The sequence below is a fragment of the Campylobacter sp. MIT 21-1684 genome (assembly GCF_026241315.1).
Lineage (GTDB): Bacteria > Campylobacterota > Campylobacteria > Campylobacterales > Campylobacteraceae > Campylobacter_D.
In genome coordinates this window covers 1-14,559 of sequence record NZ_JAPHNA010000014.1, presented here as the reverse complement: position 1 = coordinate 14,559, position 14,559 = coordinate 1, and the positions used below count along the sequence as shown (strand labels likewise).

Annotated in this window: 15 protein-coding genes; 7 read left to right on the top strand and 8 right to left on the bottom strand. The window is 31.7% G+C overall.

All coding sequences use genetic code 11. The features are described from left to right. Nucleotides 1-17 precede the first annotated feature (17 nt). The 5 genes from plsY (at nt 18) to OQH62_RS06335 (ending at nt 3,488) form a co-directional block, all read left to right on the top strand. On the top strand, nt 18-629 hold the full coding sequence (gene plsY / locus OQH62_RS06355; RefSeq protein WP_266015419.1) for a glycerol-3-phosphate 1-O-acyltransferase PlsY: 612 nt from the start codon (nt 18-20) through the stop codon (nt 627-629). Beyond that, nucleotides 614-931: a dihydroneopterin aldolase gene (locus tag OQH62_RS06350; RefSeq protein WP_266015417.1), complete on the top strand. Its 318-nt coding sequence runs from the start codon at nt 614-616 to the stop codon at nt 929-931. Before plsY ends, OQH62_RS06350 begins: the two co-directional genes overlap by 16 nt. An 83-nt stretch (nt 932-1,014) precedes the next feature. Further along, nucleotides 1,015-1,686: a homeostatic response regulator transcription factor HsrA gene (gene hsrA, locus OQH62_RS06345; RefSeq protein WP_266015415.1), complete on the top strand. Its 672-nt coding sequence runs from the start codon at nt 1,015-1,017 to the stop codon at nt 1,684-1,686. 102 nt (nt 1,687-1,788) lie between these two features. Continuing rightward, nucleotides 1,789-2,034 carry a YfhL family 4Fe-4S dicluster ferredoxin gene (locus OQH62_RS06340; protein ID WP_266015413.1) on the top strand — a complete coding sequence of 82 codons (246 nt, stop codon included), beginning with the start codon at nt 1,789-1,791 and terminating at the stop codon, nt 2,032-2,034. After that, nucleotides 2,034-3,488 carry a Ppx/GppA phosphatase family protein gene (locus tag OQH62_RS06335; protein ID WP_266015411.1) on the top strand — a complete coding sequence of 485 codons (1,455 nt, stop codon included), beginning with the start codon at nt 2,034-2,036 and terminating at the stop codon, nt 3,486-3,488. Before OQH62_RS06340 ends, OQH62_RS06335 begins: the two co-directional genes overlap by 1 nt. Here the strand turns inward: OQH62_RS06335 and OQH62_RS06330 are convergent, their stop codons facing one another. The 8 genes from OQH62_RS06330 to OQH62_RS06295 all read right to left on the bottom strand — a co-directional run bounded on the left by OQH62_RS06330 (nt 3,489) and on the right by OQH62_RS06295 (nt 10,386). Continuing rightward, a complete protein-coding gene (locus OQH62_RS06330) occupies nt 3,489-4,247 on the bottom strand; it encodes a hypothetical protein (RefSeq protein ID WP_266015409.1) in 759 nt (252 codons plus the stop codon). It abuts the gene before it with no gap. Beyond that, on the bottom strand, nt 4,247-4,552 hold the full coding sequence (gene fliN, locus OQH62_RS06325; protein ID WP_266015407.1) for a flagellar motor switch protein FliN: 306 nt from the start codon (nt 4,550-4,552) through the stop codon (nt 4,247-4,249). The genes OQH62_RS06330 and fliN overlap by 1 nt, the downstream gene beginning before the upstream one ends. Further along, the gene (locus OQH62_RS06320) at nt 4,545-4,979 is read right to left on the bottom strand and encodes a chemotaxis protein CheX (protein WP_266015404.1); all 435 of its coding nucleotides are present in this window, start codon (nt 4,977-4,979) and stop codon (nt 4,545-4,547) included. Before OQH62_RS06320 ends, fliN begins: the two co-directional genes overlap by 8 nt. A 67-nt stretch (nt 4,980-5,046) precedes the next feature. Next, nucleotides 5,047-5,796 (bottom strand): tryptophan synthase subunit alpha, encoded by a 750-nt coding sequence (gene trpA / locus OQH62_RS06315; RefSeq protein WP_266015401.1) that lies wholly within the window; start codon nt 5,794-5,796, stop codon nt 5,047-5,049. Further along, complete coding sequence (trpB, locus tag OQH62_RS06310; protein WP_266015399.1) at nt 5,789-6,967, bottom strand: tryptophan synthase subunit beta; 1,179 nt, start codon at nt 6,965-6,967, stop codon at nt 5,789-5,791. Before trpB ends, trpA begins: the two co-directional genes overlap by 8 nt. Further along, nucleotides 6,964-7,563: a phosphoribosylanthranilate isomerase gene (locus OQH62_RS06305; protein WP_266015397.1), complete on the bottom strand. Its 600-nt coding sequence runs from the start codon at nt 7,561-7,563 to the stop codon at nt 6,964-6,966. Before OQH62_RS06305 ends, trpB begins: the two co-directional genes overlap by 4 nt. Beyond that, nucleotides 7,550-9,148, bottom strand: coding sequence for an anthranilate phosphoribosyltransferase (trpD, locus tag OQH62_RS06300; protein ID WP_266015394.1), 1,599 nt, complete (start codon nt 9,146-9,148; stop codon nt 7,550-7,552). Before trpD ends, OQH62_RS06305 begins: the two co-directional genes overlap by 14 nt. Continuing rightward, complete coding sequence (locus OQH62_RS06295) at nt 9,145-10,386, bottom strand: anthranilate synthase component I family protein (protein WP_266015391.1); 1,242 nt, start codon at nt 10,384-10,386, stop codon at nt 9,145-9,147. The genes trpD and OQH62_RS06295 overlap by 4 nt, the downstream gene beginning before the upstream one ends. Before the next feature lie 272 nt (nt 10,387-10,658). Between OQH62_RS06295 and OQH62_RS06290 the strand changes: the two genes are divergently transcribed. Both OQH62_RS06290 and uvrA read left to right on the top strand, forming a co-directional pair. Then, on the top strand, nt 10,659-11,516 hold the full coding sequence (locus tag OQH62_RS06290; protein ID WP_266015389.1) for a sulfite exporter TauE/SafE family protein: 858 nt from the start codon (nt 10,659-10,661) through the stop codon (nt 11,514-11,516). 48 nt (nt 11,517-11,564) lie between these two features. Then, nucleotides 11,565-14,381 carry an excinuclease ABC subunit UvrA gene (gene uvrA, locus OQH62_RS06285; protein ID WP_266015386.1) on the top strand — a complete coding sequence of 939 codons (2,817 nt, stop codon included), beginning with the start codon at nt 11,565-11,567 and terminating at the stop codon, nt 14,379-14,381. The last annotated feature ends 178 nt before the right edge of the window (nt 14,382-14,559 follow it).

Here is a 14,559-nt window from a genome sequence, read left to right as displayed (position 1 = left end):
TTTGAATTAAGGATATTATGGAAAATTTAATAATTTACGCTTTTGTATATCTTCTAGGCTCTATTCCTTTTGGTCTTTTACTAGCTAAAATTTTTGCAAAAGTTGATATTCAAAGTCAAGGCTCAAAAAGTATAGGTGCTACTAATGTTTTAAGAGTTGTCAAACAACATAATGAATCCTTAGCAAAAAAACTTGCTCTTGGTACTGTGGTCTTAGACTTTGCAAAAGCTGCCGTGCCTTTATTTATACTTCAAACTCAAGATTATAATGCAAACTTACTTTGGACTGTGGCCGTTTTACTTGTATTGGGACATTGTTTTTCTATATATCTCTTGTTTCAAGGTGGTAAAGGAATCGCTACTGGTGCTGGAGCAATGATAGTTCTTTTGCCTTTGGATCTTTTAAGTGCTATTATTGTTTGGTTTTTAATTGGAAAATTTTTTAAAATTTCTTCACTTGCCTCTCTTTTAGCCTTATGCACCTTTTTAGTAAGCTCTTTTATTTTTCATTTTGATTTAGAACCTATAAATACTCACGCACCATTGTTTATCATCGCTTTCTTTATAGTCTATAAGCATTGGTCTAACATCAAAAGATTGCTTCTTAAAAAAGAATGCAAAGTCATATAAGTGCCAAAATAAAATTTCGTTGTATTATCGGAATTTTGCGTTTTGAACGAAAAAAAAAACAAAAAATTTGTATTCATTTCAAAGCTGGGGCAAATGAATTTTTAGACTACGCTCAATGTATCAAAAAAATCAAGAAATACTACAAAACAAAACAATTTCATACACTAGAAGAAAGTTTAGAATACACTTGCAAAAAACTCAAAAAACATTTCCCGCAAATATTTTACATAACTGTCTCAATCTACAAAACTCAAATTATAAAAAATGCAAGAGTTGGAGTAAGTTTAGAAAAAAAATACTAATTTCACTTTTTAAAGATATTTAACATTTACTTAAACTGTGTTATAATTTTTTAAATTTTTCTTAAAATGTGAGGATAAAAACTATGAGAATTTTAGTTATAGAAGATGAAATTAGCGTCAATAAAGCTATTATAGATAATCTTAACGAATTCGGCTACCAAACCGATTCTTCTGAAAATTACAAGGATGGAGAATATTTTATAGGAATAAGACATTATGATTTAGTTCTTTCGAATTGGACTTTACCTGATGGCGATGGCAAAGAACTTATCAATACAATAAAACATAAATCTCCAAGAACTTCTATTATCATTATGTCTTCCAAAACAGACAAAGAAAATGAAATCAAAGCACTCAAAGCTGGAGCTGATGATTTTATAAAAAAGCCATTAGACTTTGATATTTTACTAGCAAGAATAGAGGCAAGATTAAGACTTGGTGGGACAAATGTTATTAAAATTGAAGATTTAATTATTGATCCTGATGAAGAAAAAATTACCTACAAAGGACAAGATATAGAACTCAAAGGAAAACCTTTTGAAGTTTTAACACATTTAGCACGTCATTCTGATCAAATCGTCTCAAAAGAACAGCTTTTAGATGCTATTTGGGAAGAACCTGAACTTGTAACTCCTAATGTTATAGAAGTAGCTATTAATCAAATTCGCCAAAAAATGGACAAACCTTTAAATATTTCTACAATAGAAACAGTCCGACGTAGAGGATACCGCTTCTGCTTTCCTAAAAAATCATAAATATTTTGCACCACAAGGTGTAAAATATCCATTTACTCTTTTATATTTTATTTAAGTTTTTTATTGTATAAGTCTAAGATTATTTTTATTTGAAAGGTAAATATGTCTCTTCTGATAACAAAAGATTGCGTTTGTTGTGATGCCTGTCGCGAAGAATGTCCTGATGAAGCTATTTACGAAAACAGCCCTATTTATGTGATTGATCCTGACCTCTGTTCTGAATGCGTCAGTGATTTTTCAGAACCTGCTTGCATTGTTGCTTGTCCTTATGAGTGTATAGTTCCAGATCCTGACAATGTAGAAACCATAGAAGAATTACGTCTTAAAAATCGCAACAAAGAACTTTAATGGCAAAAAGAACTGCTGTTGTTGATTTAGGCTCAAATTCCATTAGGATGATTATTTTTGAAAAAACTTCACGTTATGCTTTTAATACTCTTCAAGAATATAAAAGAAAAGTCAGAATTGGAGAAAACGCCTACAATAATGGCAAAGTCTTGCAAAAAGAAGCTATGCAAAGAGCAGAAGAGGTTTTGAAATTTTTTAAACAATGTGCTCTAAAACATAAATGCAAAAAAACTTTCATCATCGGTACTTCAGCCTTAAGAGATGCACCAAATTCGAAAGAATTTATCGCGAAAATTAAAAAAAAACTTGGATTAAATATCCGTTGTATCGATGGTAAGAGCGAATCTTATTTTGGGGGACTGGCTGCCTTAAATTTACTCAGTCCTTTTCAAAATGCTACTACACTTGACATTGGTGGAGGCTCAACTGAATTATGCTTAATACAAAATAATAAAATTATTGATTGTATTTCTTTAGATATTGGTACTGTAAGACTTAAAGAGCTGTTTTATGATAAAGGAAAATTTGATGCCTTGGATAAATTTATAAAGCCTATCATTGCACAAATCCCATCTGATTTTTGCAATGAAAATCTCATAGCCATTGGCGGAAGCTTACGCGCGCTTTCAAATTCTATTATGCAAAAAAACTCATACCCTATTAAAAATCTACACGACTTTCGCTACAATCTCAAAGACGAAAAAAATCATATACTCAAAATCCTTCATTGTAAAATGAATGCTCTCGTCAATTTTGGTATAAAAAAGGATCGCTTTGATACCATTAAAGAAGGGGCATATATCTTTTTGAAGATTGCTGATGCAATTAAAACCAAACAAATCATTACAAGTGGAGTAGGCATACGAGAAGGTGTGTATTTACAAGATTTACTTCGTCCTAATAAATGTTTTCCACAAAATTTCAATCCTAGTCTTAAATCTTTGGAAGATAGATTCTTGGAAAGAAAAACAAAAACACCAAATTTCGCTTTACAAATCTTTACTCTTTTGCAAAAGCTTCACAAACTTAAATCTGAATACAAAAAAATACTCTTCACTGCTGGAAAACTTTGCCATATAGGAGAATATATCAATTTTTATTTTTCTAATGAGCATTCTGCTTATTTAGTTTTAGAAGGTCTTAATTATGGCTTTTCGCATAAAGAAAAGGTTTTAATTGCAAGTATTATTAAATTCAATGGCAAAAAAATCAATCCCTATGCCATAGAATCTTATAGACAGTTCCTGCCTCAAATACATACACTCTCTTGGCTTAGTTTTATCCTAGGTCTTTCAAAAATTCTCAGCACAAACGAAGAAGAAATAGAATTTGCTTTTTCAAATAATACTCTTTACATTTACAATCAAAACAAACATTTATATTTACCAAAAGACGAACTGAAAAAACTTATAAAACCTGCTGCTATAGCCATAGCGATAAATCAAAAACCCTAATTACTTTTTAGTCTGTGCTACAAGTTGTTGAATTTTTCTTTTATTCTCCTCAAAAAAAGAATCAAATTTTTTTTCTGTTTGCTCTACGCGTTCAAATTTCTCGTCTTGCTTTTCAAGCTCAACACTTTCTAAAAGTAAATGAGAATTACCTATGATAAGGGTATAACGTTTGGCATTGTATTCTAAAACTACAAAATGATTGTTTCTATCCAAAGGTCTTTGAAAAACGAGGGTAAAATCCTTTAAAATCCCGTTATTTCTATATCGCAAAACTCTTTTTAACCACCAAAGTACAACAAACAAAAGCATCAAAAGAAGTATAACTATGATATAGTTTGTAAAATCAACGCCTTCTAAAGTAGTATTCTTAGACTTTGGCAATTCATTATTTAAAACATTTTCTGTTTCCTGTGGCAGAGCTCTTATTCTCAATCCAAGTTTATCATTAGAGGAGCTAACATTTAAGACTATATTTTCTTGAGTTTGAAACATAATATAAGTTTGTTGATTTTTTGAATTAATGCTTATTTTATTAATAAGCCTTGAATTTAAATCTTTTAATTCATTTTTATTATATTCAAGCCCATTAAGAGTGAGTAAAATAAAATCCTTTTCTTTTTTTTGTGAAATATTCCCATTATAAGCATTATCAAAAGAAAGCATTAAATCTACACGGTCATTTCTATCATAAATGTTATAATGTATTAAATTTGTAGCAAAAAGAGGCAAAGCTAACAAGATTAAAGCTGTGCATTTCATCAAATTTCTTTTTTAAAATATTGAAGAACTGTCTTAGAATCTAAAATTTCATTAATCCTTATAGCAAGGTTTTTTTCATATACCATAACCTCACCCTTACCGAAAATCCTTTTATTAATATACACCTCTACGCTTTCTCCAGCAGGTTTTTCAAGATCTATAACTGAACCAACCTCTAGTCTCAACAAATCAGCAACGCTCATATTTGTAGTACCTAATTCACTCACAAAATCAACAGTAATATCTAAAATATCCTCATAAGACTGGAGTAATCCGTGTTTAAAATCAAAAGTTTCATCACTCATATTTACGCAATCCAATTCTAAAACAATGGCCATCAAGCTGGTACGTTAAAGACTGGTCTAAAGCTATACCTGAAAAATCAACGCGTCCGAGATATTCAGGAATTCCTAATTTATATTTGCCATCACCTTGAATATCATTAAGTAAATTCTTTGCATAACCAATAATTTGATTTGCACATTCTTTTGTTAAATCAGTCCAATCATCTTCTGCAAATTTAAATTTGTTAGTATTAATCAAGCTGTCAGCAATTTTTTGCAATACTTCTTTAGGGAAAAATAAATAAAAACTAAATTCATTTTTTTCATTTTCTATAATAGGAATAGAAGCTCCGTAAAGCTCACCACCTATATTTTCGGCTTCTTCAATAGGAAGCTTTAAAATATGTTCGCAAAAATGTGTGATTGAGTATTCAAGAACTTTCAACATTATATAACCTTTATAAAAAACTTTTACAGGATTATAATAAACATAAAATAAAAACTATTTTAAAATTTTAATTTTTAAAAAGTTCTTGGATATTTTTCATCACCATTTCAAGTTTCGCTTCTTTAAAAAAATCTACCACAGCAGTACCAACAATAACACCATCTCCAAGTTCTCGCATTTCTTTGACATCTTTATTGTTCTTTACACCAAAACCTATAAAAATAGGTAATTTTGTATAAGTTCTAATCTGCTGAATTTTCTCCTTAAGCAGAGTTTTTTGTACACTTTTTCCACCTGTGATTCCTACACTTGCAAGCAAATAAATAAACCCTTTGGCATTTTTCACAAGTTGAGCTACCCTTTTTTTCGGTGTTGTAACACTCACAAGAGTGATTAAAGCTAAATCATATTTTTCACATTCTCTAGATAATTGCATACTCTCTTCAAAATTTAATTCAGGCACTATCAAAGCACAAAATCCTGCTTTTTTTGCTTTTTGAACAAACTGCTTTATACCATATGAAAAAATGACATTATAATATACCATAAGCACAAGAGTTTTTTTTGTAGTAATTTCATCAAAAAGCGTAAAAATTGTATGGATAGTAACACCCTGCTTCAAAGCTTGTGCAGCAGCATTTGCAATAATTTCACCATCAGCAAGCGGATCACTATAAGGCACACCAACCTCTAAAATGTCAATACCACTCTCATCTAAAGCATTTAAAAATTTCTTACTCAATTCTAAATTAGGATATCCTATCACTGTATAAGCTATATTAGCATTGTGTTTATAGTGCGTCCGAAAATCAACCATAAATCGTCCCCTTTTTGTATTCTCTAATACTCTGTACATCTTTATCGCCCCGCCCAGAAAGATTCACCACAATGACACTTTTTCGCTTCAATTTTGGACAAAGCTTTTCTAAAAATGCCAAAGCGTGGGAACTTTCAATCGCAGGAAGTATCCCTTCTTCTTTACAAAGAAGTTTTAAAGCACGAATACATTCATCATCGCTAATAGCATAATACTTTGCCCTTTTGCTTTCATTAAGATACGAATGCAAAGGCCCAACCCCGGGATAATCAAGTCCGGCAGATATACTATGTACCGGTAAAATATTTCCAAGCTCATCTTGTAGAACTCTTGTTTTCATTCCGTGTATGATACCTATTTTGCCTTTACTTAAAGTGGCAGCGTGATATGGGGTACAAAGTCCAAGTCCAGCTGCTTCAACGCCAATTAATTTCACTGATTCATCATTTAAAAAATCGTAAAAAATTCCAGCTGCATTACTCCCACCTCCAACAGCAGCTATAATAAAATCAGGTTTTTTACCAAGTTTCTTGAGCTGCATTTTACATTCTTTCCCTATAATTCTTTGAAAATGGGTAACAATTTGAGGATAAGGATAAGGACCAACAGCGCTTCCAACCACATAAAACAAATTTGCACAATCATTTACCCAAGTTTGGATAGCTGCGGTTGTAGCTTCTTTTAAAGTTTGCAATCCATTGCTTATAGCGTGAATTTTAGCTCCTAAAAGCTCCATTTTATAGACATTTAAAGCTTGTCTTTGTACATCAATCGCTCCCATATAAATTTCACATTCTAAACCTAGAAGTGCTGCTGCGGTTGCAGTAGCTAAACCATGCTGCCCTGCCCCCGTTTCAGCTATAATTTTTTTCTTTCCCATTTTTTTTGCAAGCAAAGCTTGAGCTATGGCATTATTAATTTTATGAGCGCCTGTATGATTAAGATCTTCTCGTTTAAGATAAATTTCATGTTTGTATTTTTGACTTAAATTTTTCGCAAAATATAAAGGCGTAGGGCGCCCGACATAATTTTGTAAAAGCTCTTGCAATTCTTTTTTGAAAAGCAAATCTTTACGAAAATATCTAAAAGCATTTTCAAGCTCATCTAAAGCAAAAAGAGCACTTTCTGGAAGGAATCGTCCTCCAAAATCACCATAATACATTTTTTTCATTTCCCTATCTCCTTTAAAATTTGTCGGATTTTTTCTTCGTCCTTCAAACCCTGTTCATTCTCAACTTTGGAATTTATATCAATGATTTTTGGCTTGAATTTTAAAGCTTCTTTAATGTTATCAAGCCCTATCCCGCCAGCTAAAATAAAATCTTTTTTATAAGATGTTAAAAGCTGCCAATTAAAGCTTATTCCATTACCACCTTGAAATTTACCCTTTGTATCAAAAAGCACCATATCAGCATACAACTCTTGTGGGAATTCTAAATTCTCTCCCACACTTATAACCTGCCAAACAAAAATTCCTAGAGCTTTCAAGCTCTCAAATTCATTTTTATTGATCTTTTTATAAATTTGTACTCCATCAAGCTCTACAAAATCAACAGTTTCAAGGATACAATCCAAAGTTTTTTCAACGAAAACGCCGACAATCTTTTTGCCATTTCTATGAACAATTTGTGCTATATTTTTTGCTTTTTCCCTGCTCACCTCTCTAGGACTTTTTGCAAAAATAAGCCCTAAGTAATCAACATTCAAAGCACTTATGTGTTGAGCATTATCCTCATCTTTTATCCCGCAAATTTTAAGTTCGAACACAGTGACGATACTCCTTGAAATATTCCCATACTTTTCCAGACTGTAAAGCCTGTAAAATAGTATCTTTAGCTTTAAGAGGTGTAGAGGCTTTTCCTGCTGTATAAAGTGCAAACATAGCATTAAGCACGACTATATCAAATTTTGCCCCTTGCATTTTCCCTTGCAAAATAGCTTGTAAATCTTTAGCATTTTGTTCTGGGCTACCTCCAACTATCTCATTATGAAAAGCTCGACGAAAACCAAAGTTTTCAGGACTAACACAGTATTCTAAAATCTCTGAATTGACAAGCTCATACACCTTGGTTTCATCACAGATACTAAACTCATCCATTCCATCATTTCCACGTACAACTAAAGCGTGCTTACGACCTAGATTTTTTAAGACTTCTATTAAGAGTCTCTGTACTTTAGCATTATAATTGCCCATCAATTGATACTGCAATTTTCTATTTGGGTGTAATAGAGGTCCTAAAACATTAAAAACAGTTCTTACTCCTAATTTCGCACGAAGCTCACGTAACTGGGCTACTAAAGGATGAAAAAAGGGTGCGTGAAAAAAACTCAAACCTGTTTTCTCTAAAAGCCACAAAGCTTTTTCTAAATTCTCAGGAACTCTAATGCCCAAAGCATTCAAAACATCGCTACTTCCGCTCTTGCTTGAAACAGCTTTATTTCCGTGCTTTGCAACCTTCACTCCAAGACTTGCTAAAATGAAAGCACTCGTGGTTGAAACATTAATACTTTTAAATCCATCTCCGCCAGTTCCACAAATATCTATCATTTCACTCTCATCGCTAAAAGTTTTTGAATAATGTAAAATTTCTCGTACAAAAGCAGTTAAGGTCCTTTCATTCAGTGCTTTCTCGCTTAATAAAACAAGTAAAGAAGCTAATTGTAAAGGCTCATAATCTTGATTCATAATACCTTTGCAAATAACTTTAAAATCCTCACTTTCAAGACTTATATCTTCACTCATTTTTTGCAAATACGGCATTAAATTGCATTCTTTTTTCTGCTTTTTAAGCTCCTGTTTTAAAAAATTTTTAAAAATCTGAAGTCCATACTCACTAAAATAACTTTCAGGGTGAAACTGAACACCGAAATAAGGCAAATTCTTATGTTTCATTGCCATTACTACTCCATCTTCACTCAATGCTAAAACTTCAAGTTCATCGCTTAAATCTGCCACTTCTAAAGAATGGTATAAAATCACAGAAAAGGTTTTAGGAAAGTCTTTCAAAAGTTCATTGTCTTGTATTATACGCACTTGAGAATTTTTTGCGTGGGCTGGAGTTTGCAATCTTTTAATCGTAGCGTTAAAACTTAGCCCTAAGGCTTGATGTCCAAGACAGATTCCAAGTATAGGTATGTCAAGTTTCGCTTTAAAAAGTTCAAGACAGATTCCACTGTCTTTTGGATGTTTTGGACCCGGACTTATAATAATATGACTTGGAGCTAAATCTATAAGCTCATTAAGATTGATTTTATCATTACGCACAACAAGAATTTCATCCTCGCTAATACTTTCAAGCATAGCCTTTACATTAAAAACAAAAGAATCATAATTGTCAATTAAAAGTATCATAATTTTCCTTGTAATTTTTCAAAACTGACAAGAAGAGCTTTGCGTTTAGCACAAATTTCAGCATATTCATTATGAGCTTGACTCTCAAACACTATACCACCACCACTTGCGATAAAAGCCTTAGTATCTTTAAAAAATGCCGAACGAATAATAATGGCTAAAACAACATCTTCATTAAAATTTAAAAAACCCACAGCTCCTCCATACACTCCCCTATCAAGTTTTTCTAATTCAGCAATAATTTGCAAAGCTCGTATCTTAGGAGCTCCACTTAAAGTACCTGCTGGAAAAACAGCACTGATGACATCAAAAAGATCTGCTCCATCTTTCATAGTGGCATACACCTCGCTTACTATATGGATTACATATTTGCTTTTCAGTATGCTAAAAAGATTTTCAACTCTTGTTTTTGTACCAAATTTAGAACTGTCATTTCTAGCTAAATCAACAAGCATTTTATGTTCGCTTAATTCTTTTTCATCACTTAAAAGTTCTTTTTCAAGGATTGATATATCACTTTTTTCATCTAAATTTCTTGTTCCAGCTATAGGTGCTACAAAAATTTCTTTATTTTTGATTTTTAACATAAATTCAGGCGATGAACCTAAAACAACACCATAAGAAGAAGGAAAATAAAACATATAGGCACTTGGATTTAAAACACTTAAAGTTTCATAAAAACTAAAACTATCTACATTATGTTGTATGCAAAGTTGTTTACTTAAAACCACTTGAAAAATATCACCACTTAAAAGATACTCTTTTGCTTTGCTGATCATACTCAGATACTCTTCTTGCTCTTGCTCTAAAGAAGTGAGAATTTCAAATTCACAATTTTTATGCTCAAAAATTGCCTCTTCATTTAAAAAATTAAAGTACTTTTCATCACCAAATTCAAAAAACATTTTGGTATTTTTTTCATAGACCAAATACGCTCTTGCATTTGCAAACAAAAAAAGAGGAAAATCATAACTTTTCTTTTCACATAAAGGCAAATCTTCAAAAAGAGTAATAAAATTTGCACTCAACACTCCAAAAAAACCTGCATATTCACAAAGTTTCTCACCAGCTGCACTTTGATAAAATTTCGCCTTAAGCTCACTAAAAGTCATTGTATTAGAATCTAAAAATTCAACATCAATGCCTATGATCACTTTATTTGAGTCTTCTGCAAAATATGAATTTTCATATCTTTCAAGAATTTGTCTGTAATAGAAATTTGCTTTTTTTTCAAGCATAACAAAAACCTTCTAAAGAATTTTTTATAAAAAATGAAGTTTAAAGACGCCAAGAATGGAGAGCGTGGATAAGGGTTAGGATAAAAGAAGCGGGTTGAAATAAATCCATCTCTTGCCTTTCTTGATAAAATTATGTTTGAGTTATTCTAAAAGTTTAAAACAACTTGTATTAATTTTCGTTTAAAAATTCAAAGCAATGAAAAGTTTAAAAAAGAGCGTAAGTTATACCTTAGCTTAATGAGATACAATTTCTTTTTTCTAAGGATTTAGATATGGAAACTATGATTAATATACCTTTTGTCTTTATAGAAAGCATTCTTTCACATATAGCAGTAGTATTTACGCTAATTTTATTTCATATACATTATATCCTTCTAGGCATTTTTTCAGGTATAGTATCAGGACTTTTTGGTATAGGTGGAGGAATGATTATCGTGCCTGCTATGCTTGTTTTAGGCAACAGTTCTCATTACGCCATTGCTATTTCAGTATTTCAAATGTTTTTTGCAGCACTCTTTGGTTCTTACCTTAACTATAAAAAAAAGAATTTAAATCTTAAAGATGGCTTATTTATAGGTATTGGTGGGCTTTTAGGAGCAAGTTGCAGCGGAATGCTCTTGCAAACACTTAGCGACACAATACTCACAGCAATTTTCTTATTAGTAAGTTGTCTTTTTTTTCTTAAATATGCCTTAGGCATTAAAGAAAAAACTTCACAAACACAAAAAAATCCTTTGCAAAAAAACATTATTTTGTTTTTTTCTGGAATTTTTACAGGAATTTTTGCTATTTCTTTAGGTATAGGCGGTGGACTCTTAATTACCCCTTTATTAGCTTACTTTTTGGGCTATGATAGTAAAAAAGTGGTACCTATCGCTTTATTTTTCGTCATTTTCGCTTCTTTTTCTGGTATCCTTTCTTTGATCAATTCAGGAATTCTTCATTCGGCTATCATTGAATCTGGAATAATCCTAGGACTTGCTTCAATGGTAGGAGTTTTTTTAGGTATAAAAATCATTGAAAAAATTCATATTGCAGCACACAGAAAATTTTTACTTTGTATTTATATATTTTCTATTATTATGACAAGCTTTTCCCTGCTCAGAAAATTAGGAATACTGCAAGTCTAATTTACATCAATTTATGGTAAAATTACAGCTTTAAGATTAGGAAAAATGATGAATGAAACGATAAAAATAATAGGAGCAAGAGAAAATAATCTCAAAAATATACATTTAGAACTTCCCAAAAATAAGCTTATAGTTTTCACAGGTCTTTCTGGTTCTGGTAAATCAACCTTAGCTTTTGGAACTTTATACGCTGAAGGACAAAGAAGATACATAGAAAGCTTAAGTGCTTATGCAAGACAGTTTTTAGACAAAATAGGCAAACCTGATGTTGATAAAATAGAAGGTTTAACTCCTGCGATAGCTATTGATCAAAAAACTACTTCGAAAAATCCTAGATCCACAGTAGGGACAATTACTGAAATTTATGATTATTTAAGACTTTTATATGCAAGAATTGGCACACAACACTGCCATAAATGTGGAAAAATCATCTCAAGTATGAATGCAAGCGATATTACAAATGAAATTTTAAAACTTCCAACAGGTGCTAAAATCATTATCTATGCTCCTCTTGTACGAGAAAAAAAAGGAACATACACAGATTTACTAGAAAATTTACGACTGAAAGGATATGTAAGAGCGCAAATTGACGGTGTCTTAGTAAGACTTGATGAAGATATAGAACTTTCAAAAACAAAAAAGCATACTATCAAACTCATTATTGACAGACTTGAGGTGCAAGAAGATTCTTTATCAAGGCTTGCAAGCGATGTAGAAAAAGGCTTAGAAGAAAGTTTTGGAGAACTTGAGATAGAAGTATTAAACGCTGATGAATTAGGTATTACAAGACATTTTCATTACAGCGAACACAATGCGTGTTTTGCTTGCAAAATCTCTTTTCCTCCACTTGAACCCTTAAGTTTTTCTTTCAATTCTCCAAAAGGTGCGTGCGAAAGCTGCGACGGTTTAGGCATACGCTATACTTTAGATATGAAAAAAATTCTTGATGAAAATATTAGCATTGAAAATGGTGCTGTAAAAACAATGTATGGTTTTAATAAAAGCTATTATTACAAATTCCTCATAGCCTTCTGCGAACAAAACAATATTAACATTAAAACACCTTTTACCCTCTTAAGCGAGGAAGAAAAAAAGCTTATTTTCTATGGAAATGCTAAAACAATTGTTTTCTTTTGGAAAAGGCACAGGATTCAAAAAAATTTCGAAGGAATAGTAAAGATTGCTTATGAACTTCTTAAAGATGAAAAAGATTTAAATGAATATATGAGTGAAAAAACTTGCAAAGATTGTGATGGGCATAGACTCAAACCTGAAAGCTTAGCTGTAAAAGTTGCTTTAAAGGGTTTGGCAGAAATTTTGGATTTTAGCATAGAAGAAAATGTGCAATTTTTCAGCAAAGCAAGTAATTTTTCTTATTTAAACAAGCAAGAACAAAGCATTGCAGCACCTATTTTAAAAGAAATTAATGAAAGGCTTTTTTTTCTCAAAGATGTAGGGCTTAATTACCTTAGTCTAGGCAGAGACGCAAGAAGTATCAGCGGAGGAGAAGCACAAAGAATACGTATAGCCTCACAAATTGGCAGTGGTTTAAGCGGGGTAATGTATGTTTTAGATGAGCCAAGCATAGGTCTTCACGAAAGAGATACAGCAAAGCTTATTAAAACATTGAGAAATCTCCAACAAAAAGGAAATACTCTCATTGTAGTTGAACACGATACTATGACAATAGAACAGGCAGATTTTATAGTCGATATAGGACCTTATGCGGGAAAATTTGGAGGAGAAGTTGTTTTTAGCGGGACTTTTAAAGAACTTCTTCAAAGTAAAACTCAAACTGCTTTATATATGAGCAAAAAGAAACAAATTTCACAACAGTACAACCGTCCGCAAAAAGAATGGCTTGAATTAAAAAATGTTAATATCAACAATATCAATAATCTCAATGTACAATTTCCCCTTGCAAATCTTGTAGCAATTACAGGAGTTTCAGGCTCTGGAAAAAGCTCTCTCATCTTACAAACTCTTCTTCCTTTTGCACAAGAAGAACTCAATCACAGTAAAAAAGTAAAAAAAATTGGAGGTGTAAGTATAGAAGGCTTAGACAAACTTGATAAGGTTATTTACCTAGACCAAAGCCCTATCGGCAGAACTCCAAGATCAAATCCGGCTACTTATACAGGAGCAATGGATGAGATTCGAAATCTTTTTGCAAACACAAAAGAAGCAAAAATGAGAGGCTACAAAGCAGGTCGTTTTTCTTTTAATGTCAAAGGAGGCAGATGCGAAAAGTGTGGTGGAGATGGTGAGCTTAAAATAGAAATGCACTTTTTGCCTGATGTAATGGTTGTTTGCGACGCATGCAAAGGAAAACGGTATAACGAAGCTACACTTGAAATCAAATATAAAGGGAAAAATATCAGTGAAATTCTCCATATGAGTATCTTAGAAGCGAATGAATTCTTTGCAGCCGTACCAAAAATTAAACAAAAACTTCAAACACTTGTAAAAGTTGGACTTGACTATCTTACACTAGGACAAAATGCTACCACTTTAAGCGGAGGAGAAGCTCAAAGAATTAAACTTGCAAAAGAATTAAGTCGCAGTGATACAGGAAAAACACTCTACATACTAGATGAACCTACAACAGGATTGCATTTTGAAGATGTAAATAAACTCATACTTGTTTTACAACATTTGGTTGAACTAAAAAATTCAGTATTTGTTATAGAGCATAATCTTGATGTGATTAAAAATGCTGATTATATCATAGATATGGGACCAGAAGGCGGAGTTGGTGGTGGTAAAATTATTGCTACAGGTTCTGTAAAAAAACTTGCAAAAGAACATAAACAAAGCGGTTCTTACACTGGATATTACTTAGCACAAGAATTAAAAAATAAGTGAAATTGAAAAATCAATTAAAATTGCAACGAAAATTTATTTAGTGAGTTTCTAAAAGGTTTTAATTTTAAAAATTAGAAAATCTTTTGAAAAAATTAACACAAGTTATTCAAAATCGCTAAAAATAATGAGATAAATCTTTGAACTTTATACATTATTAAAATAGAATAGCATTGCTTTT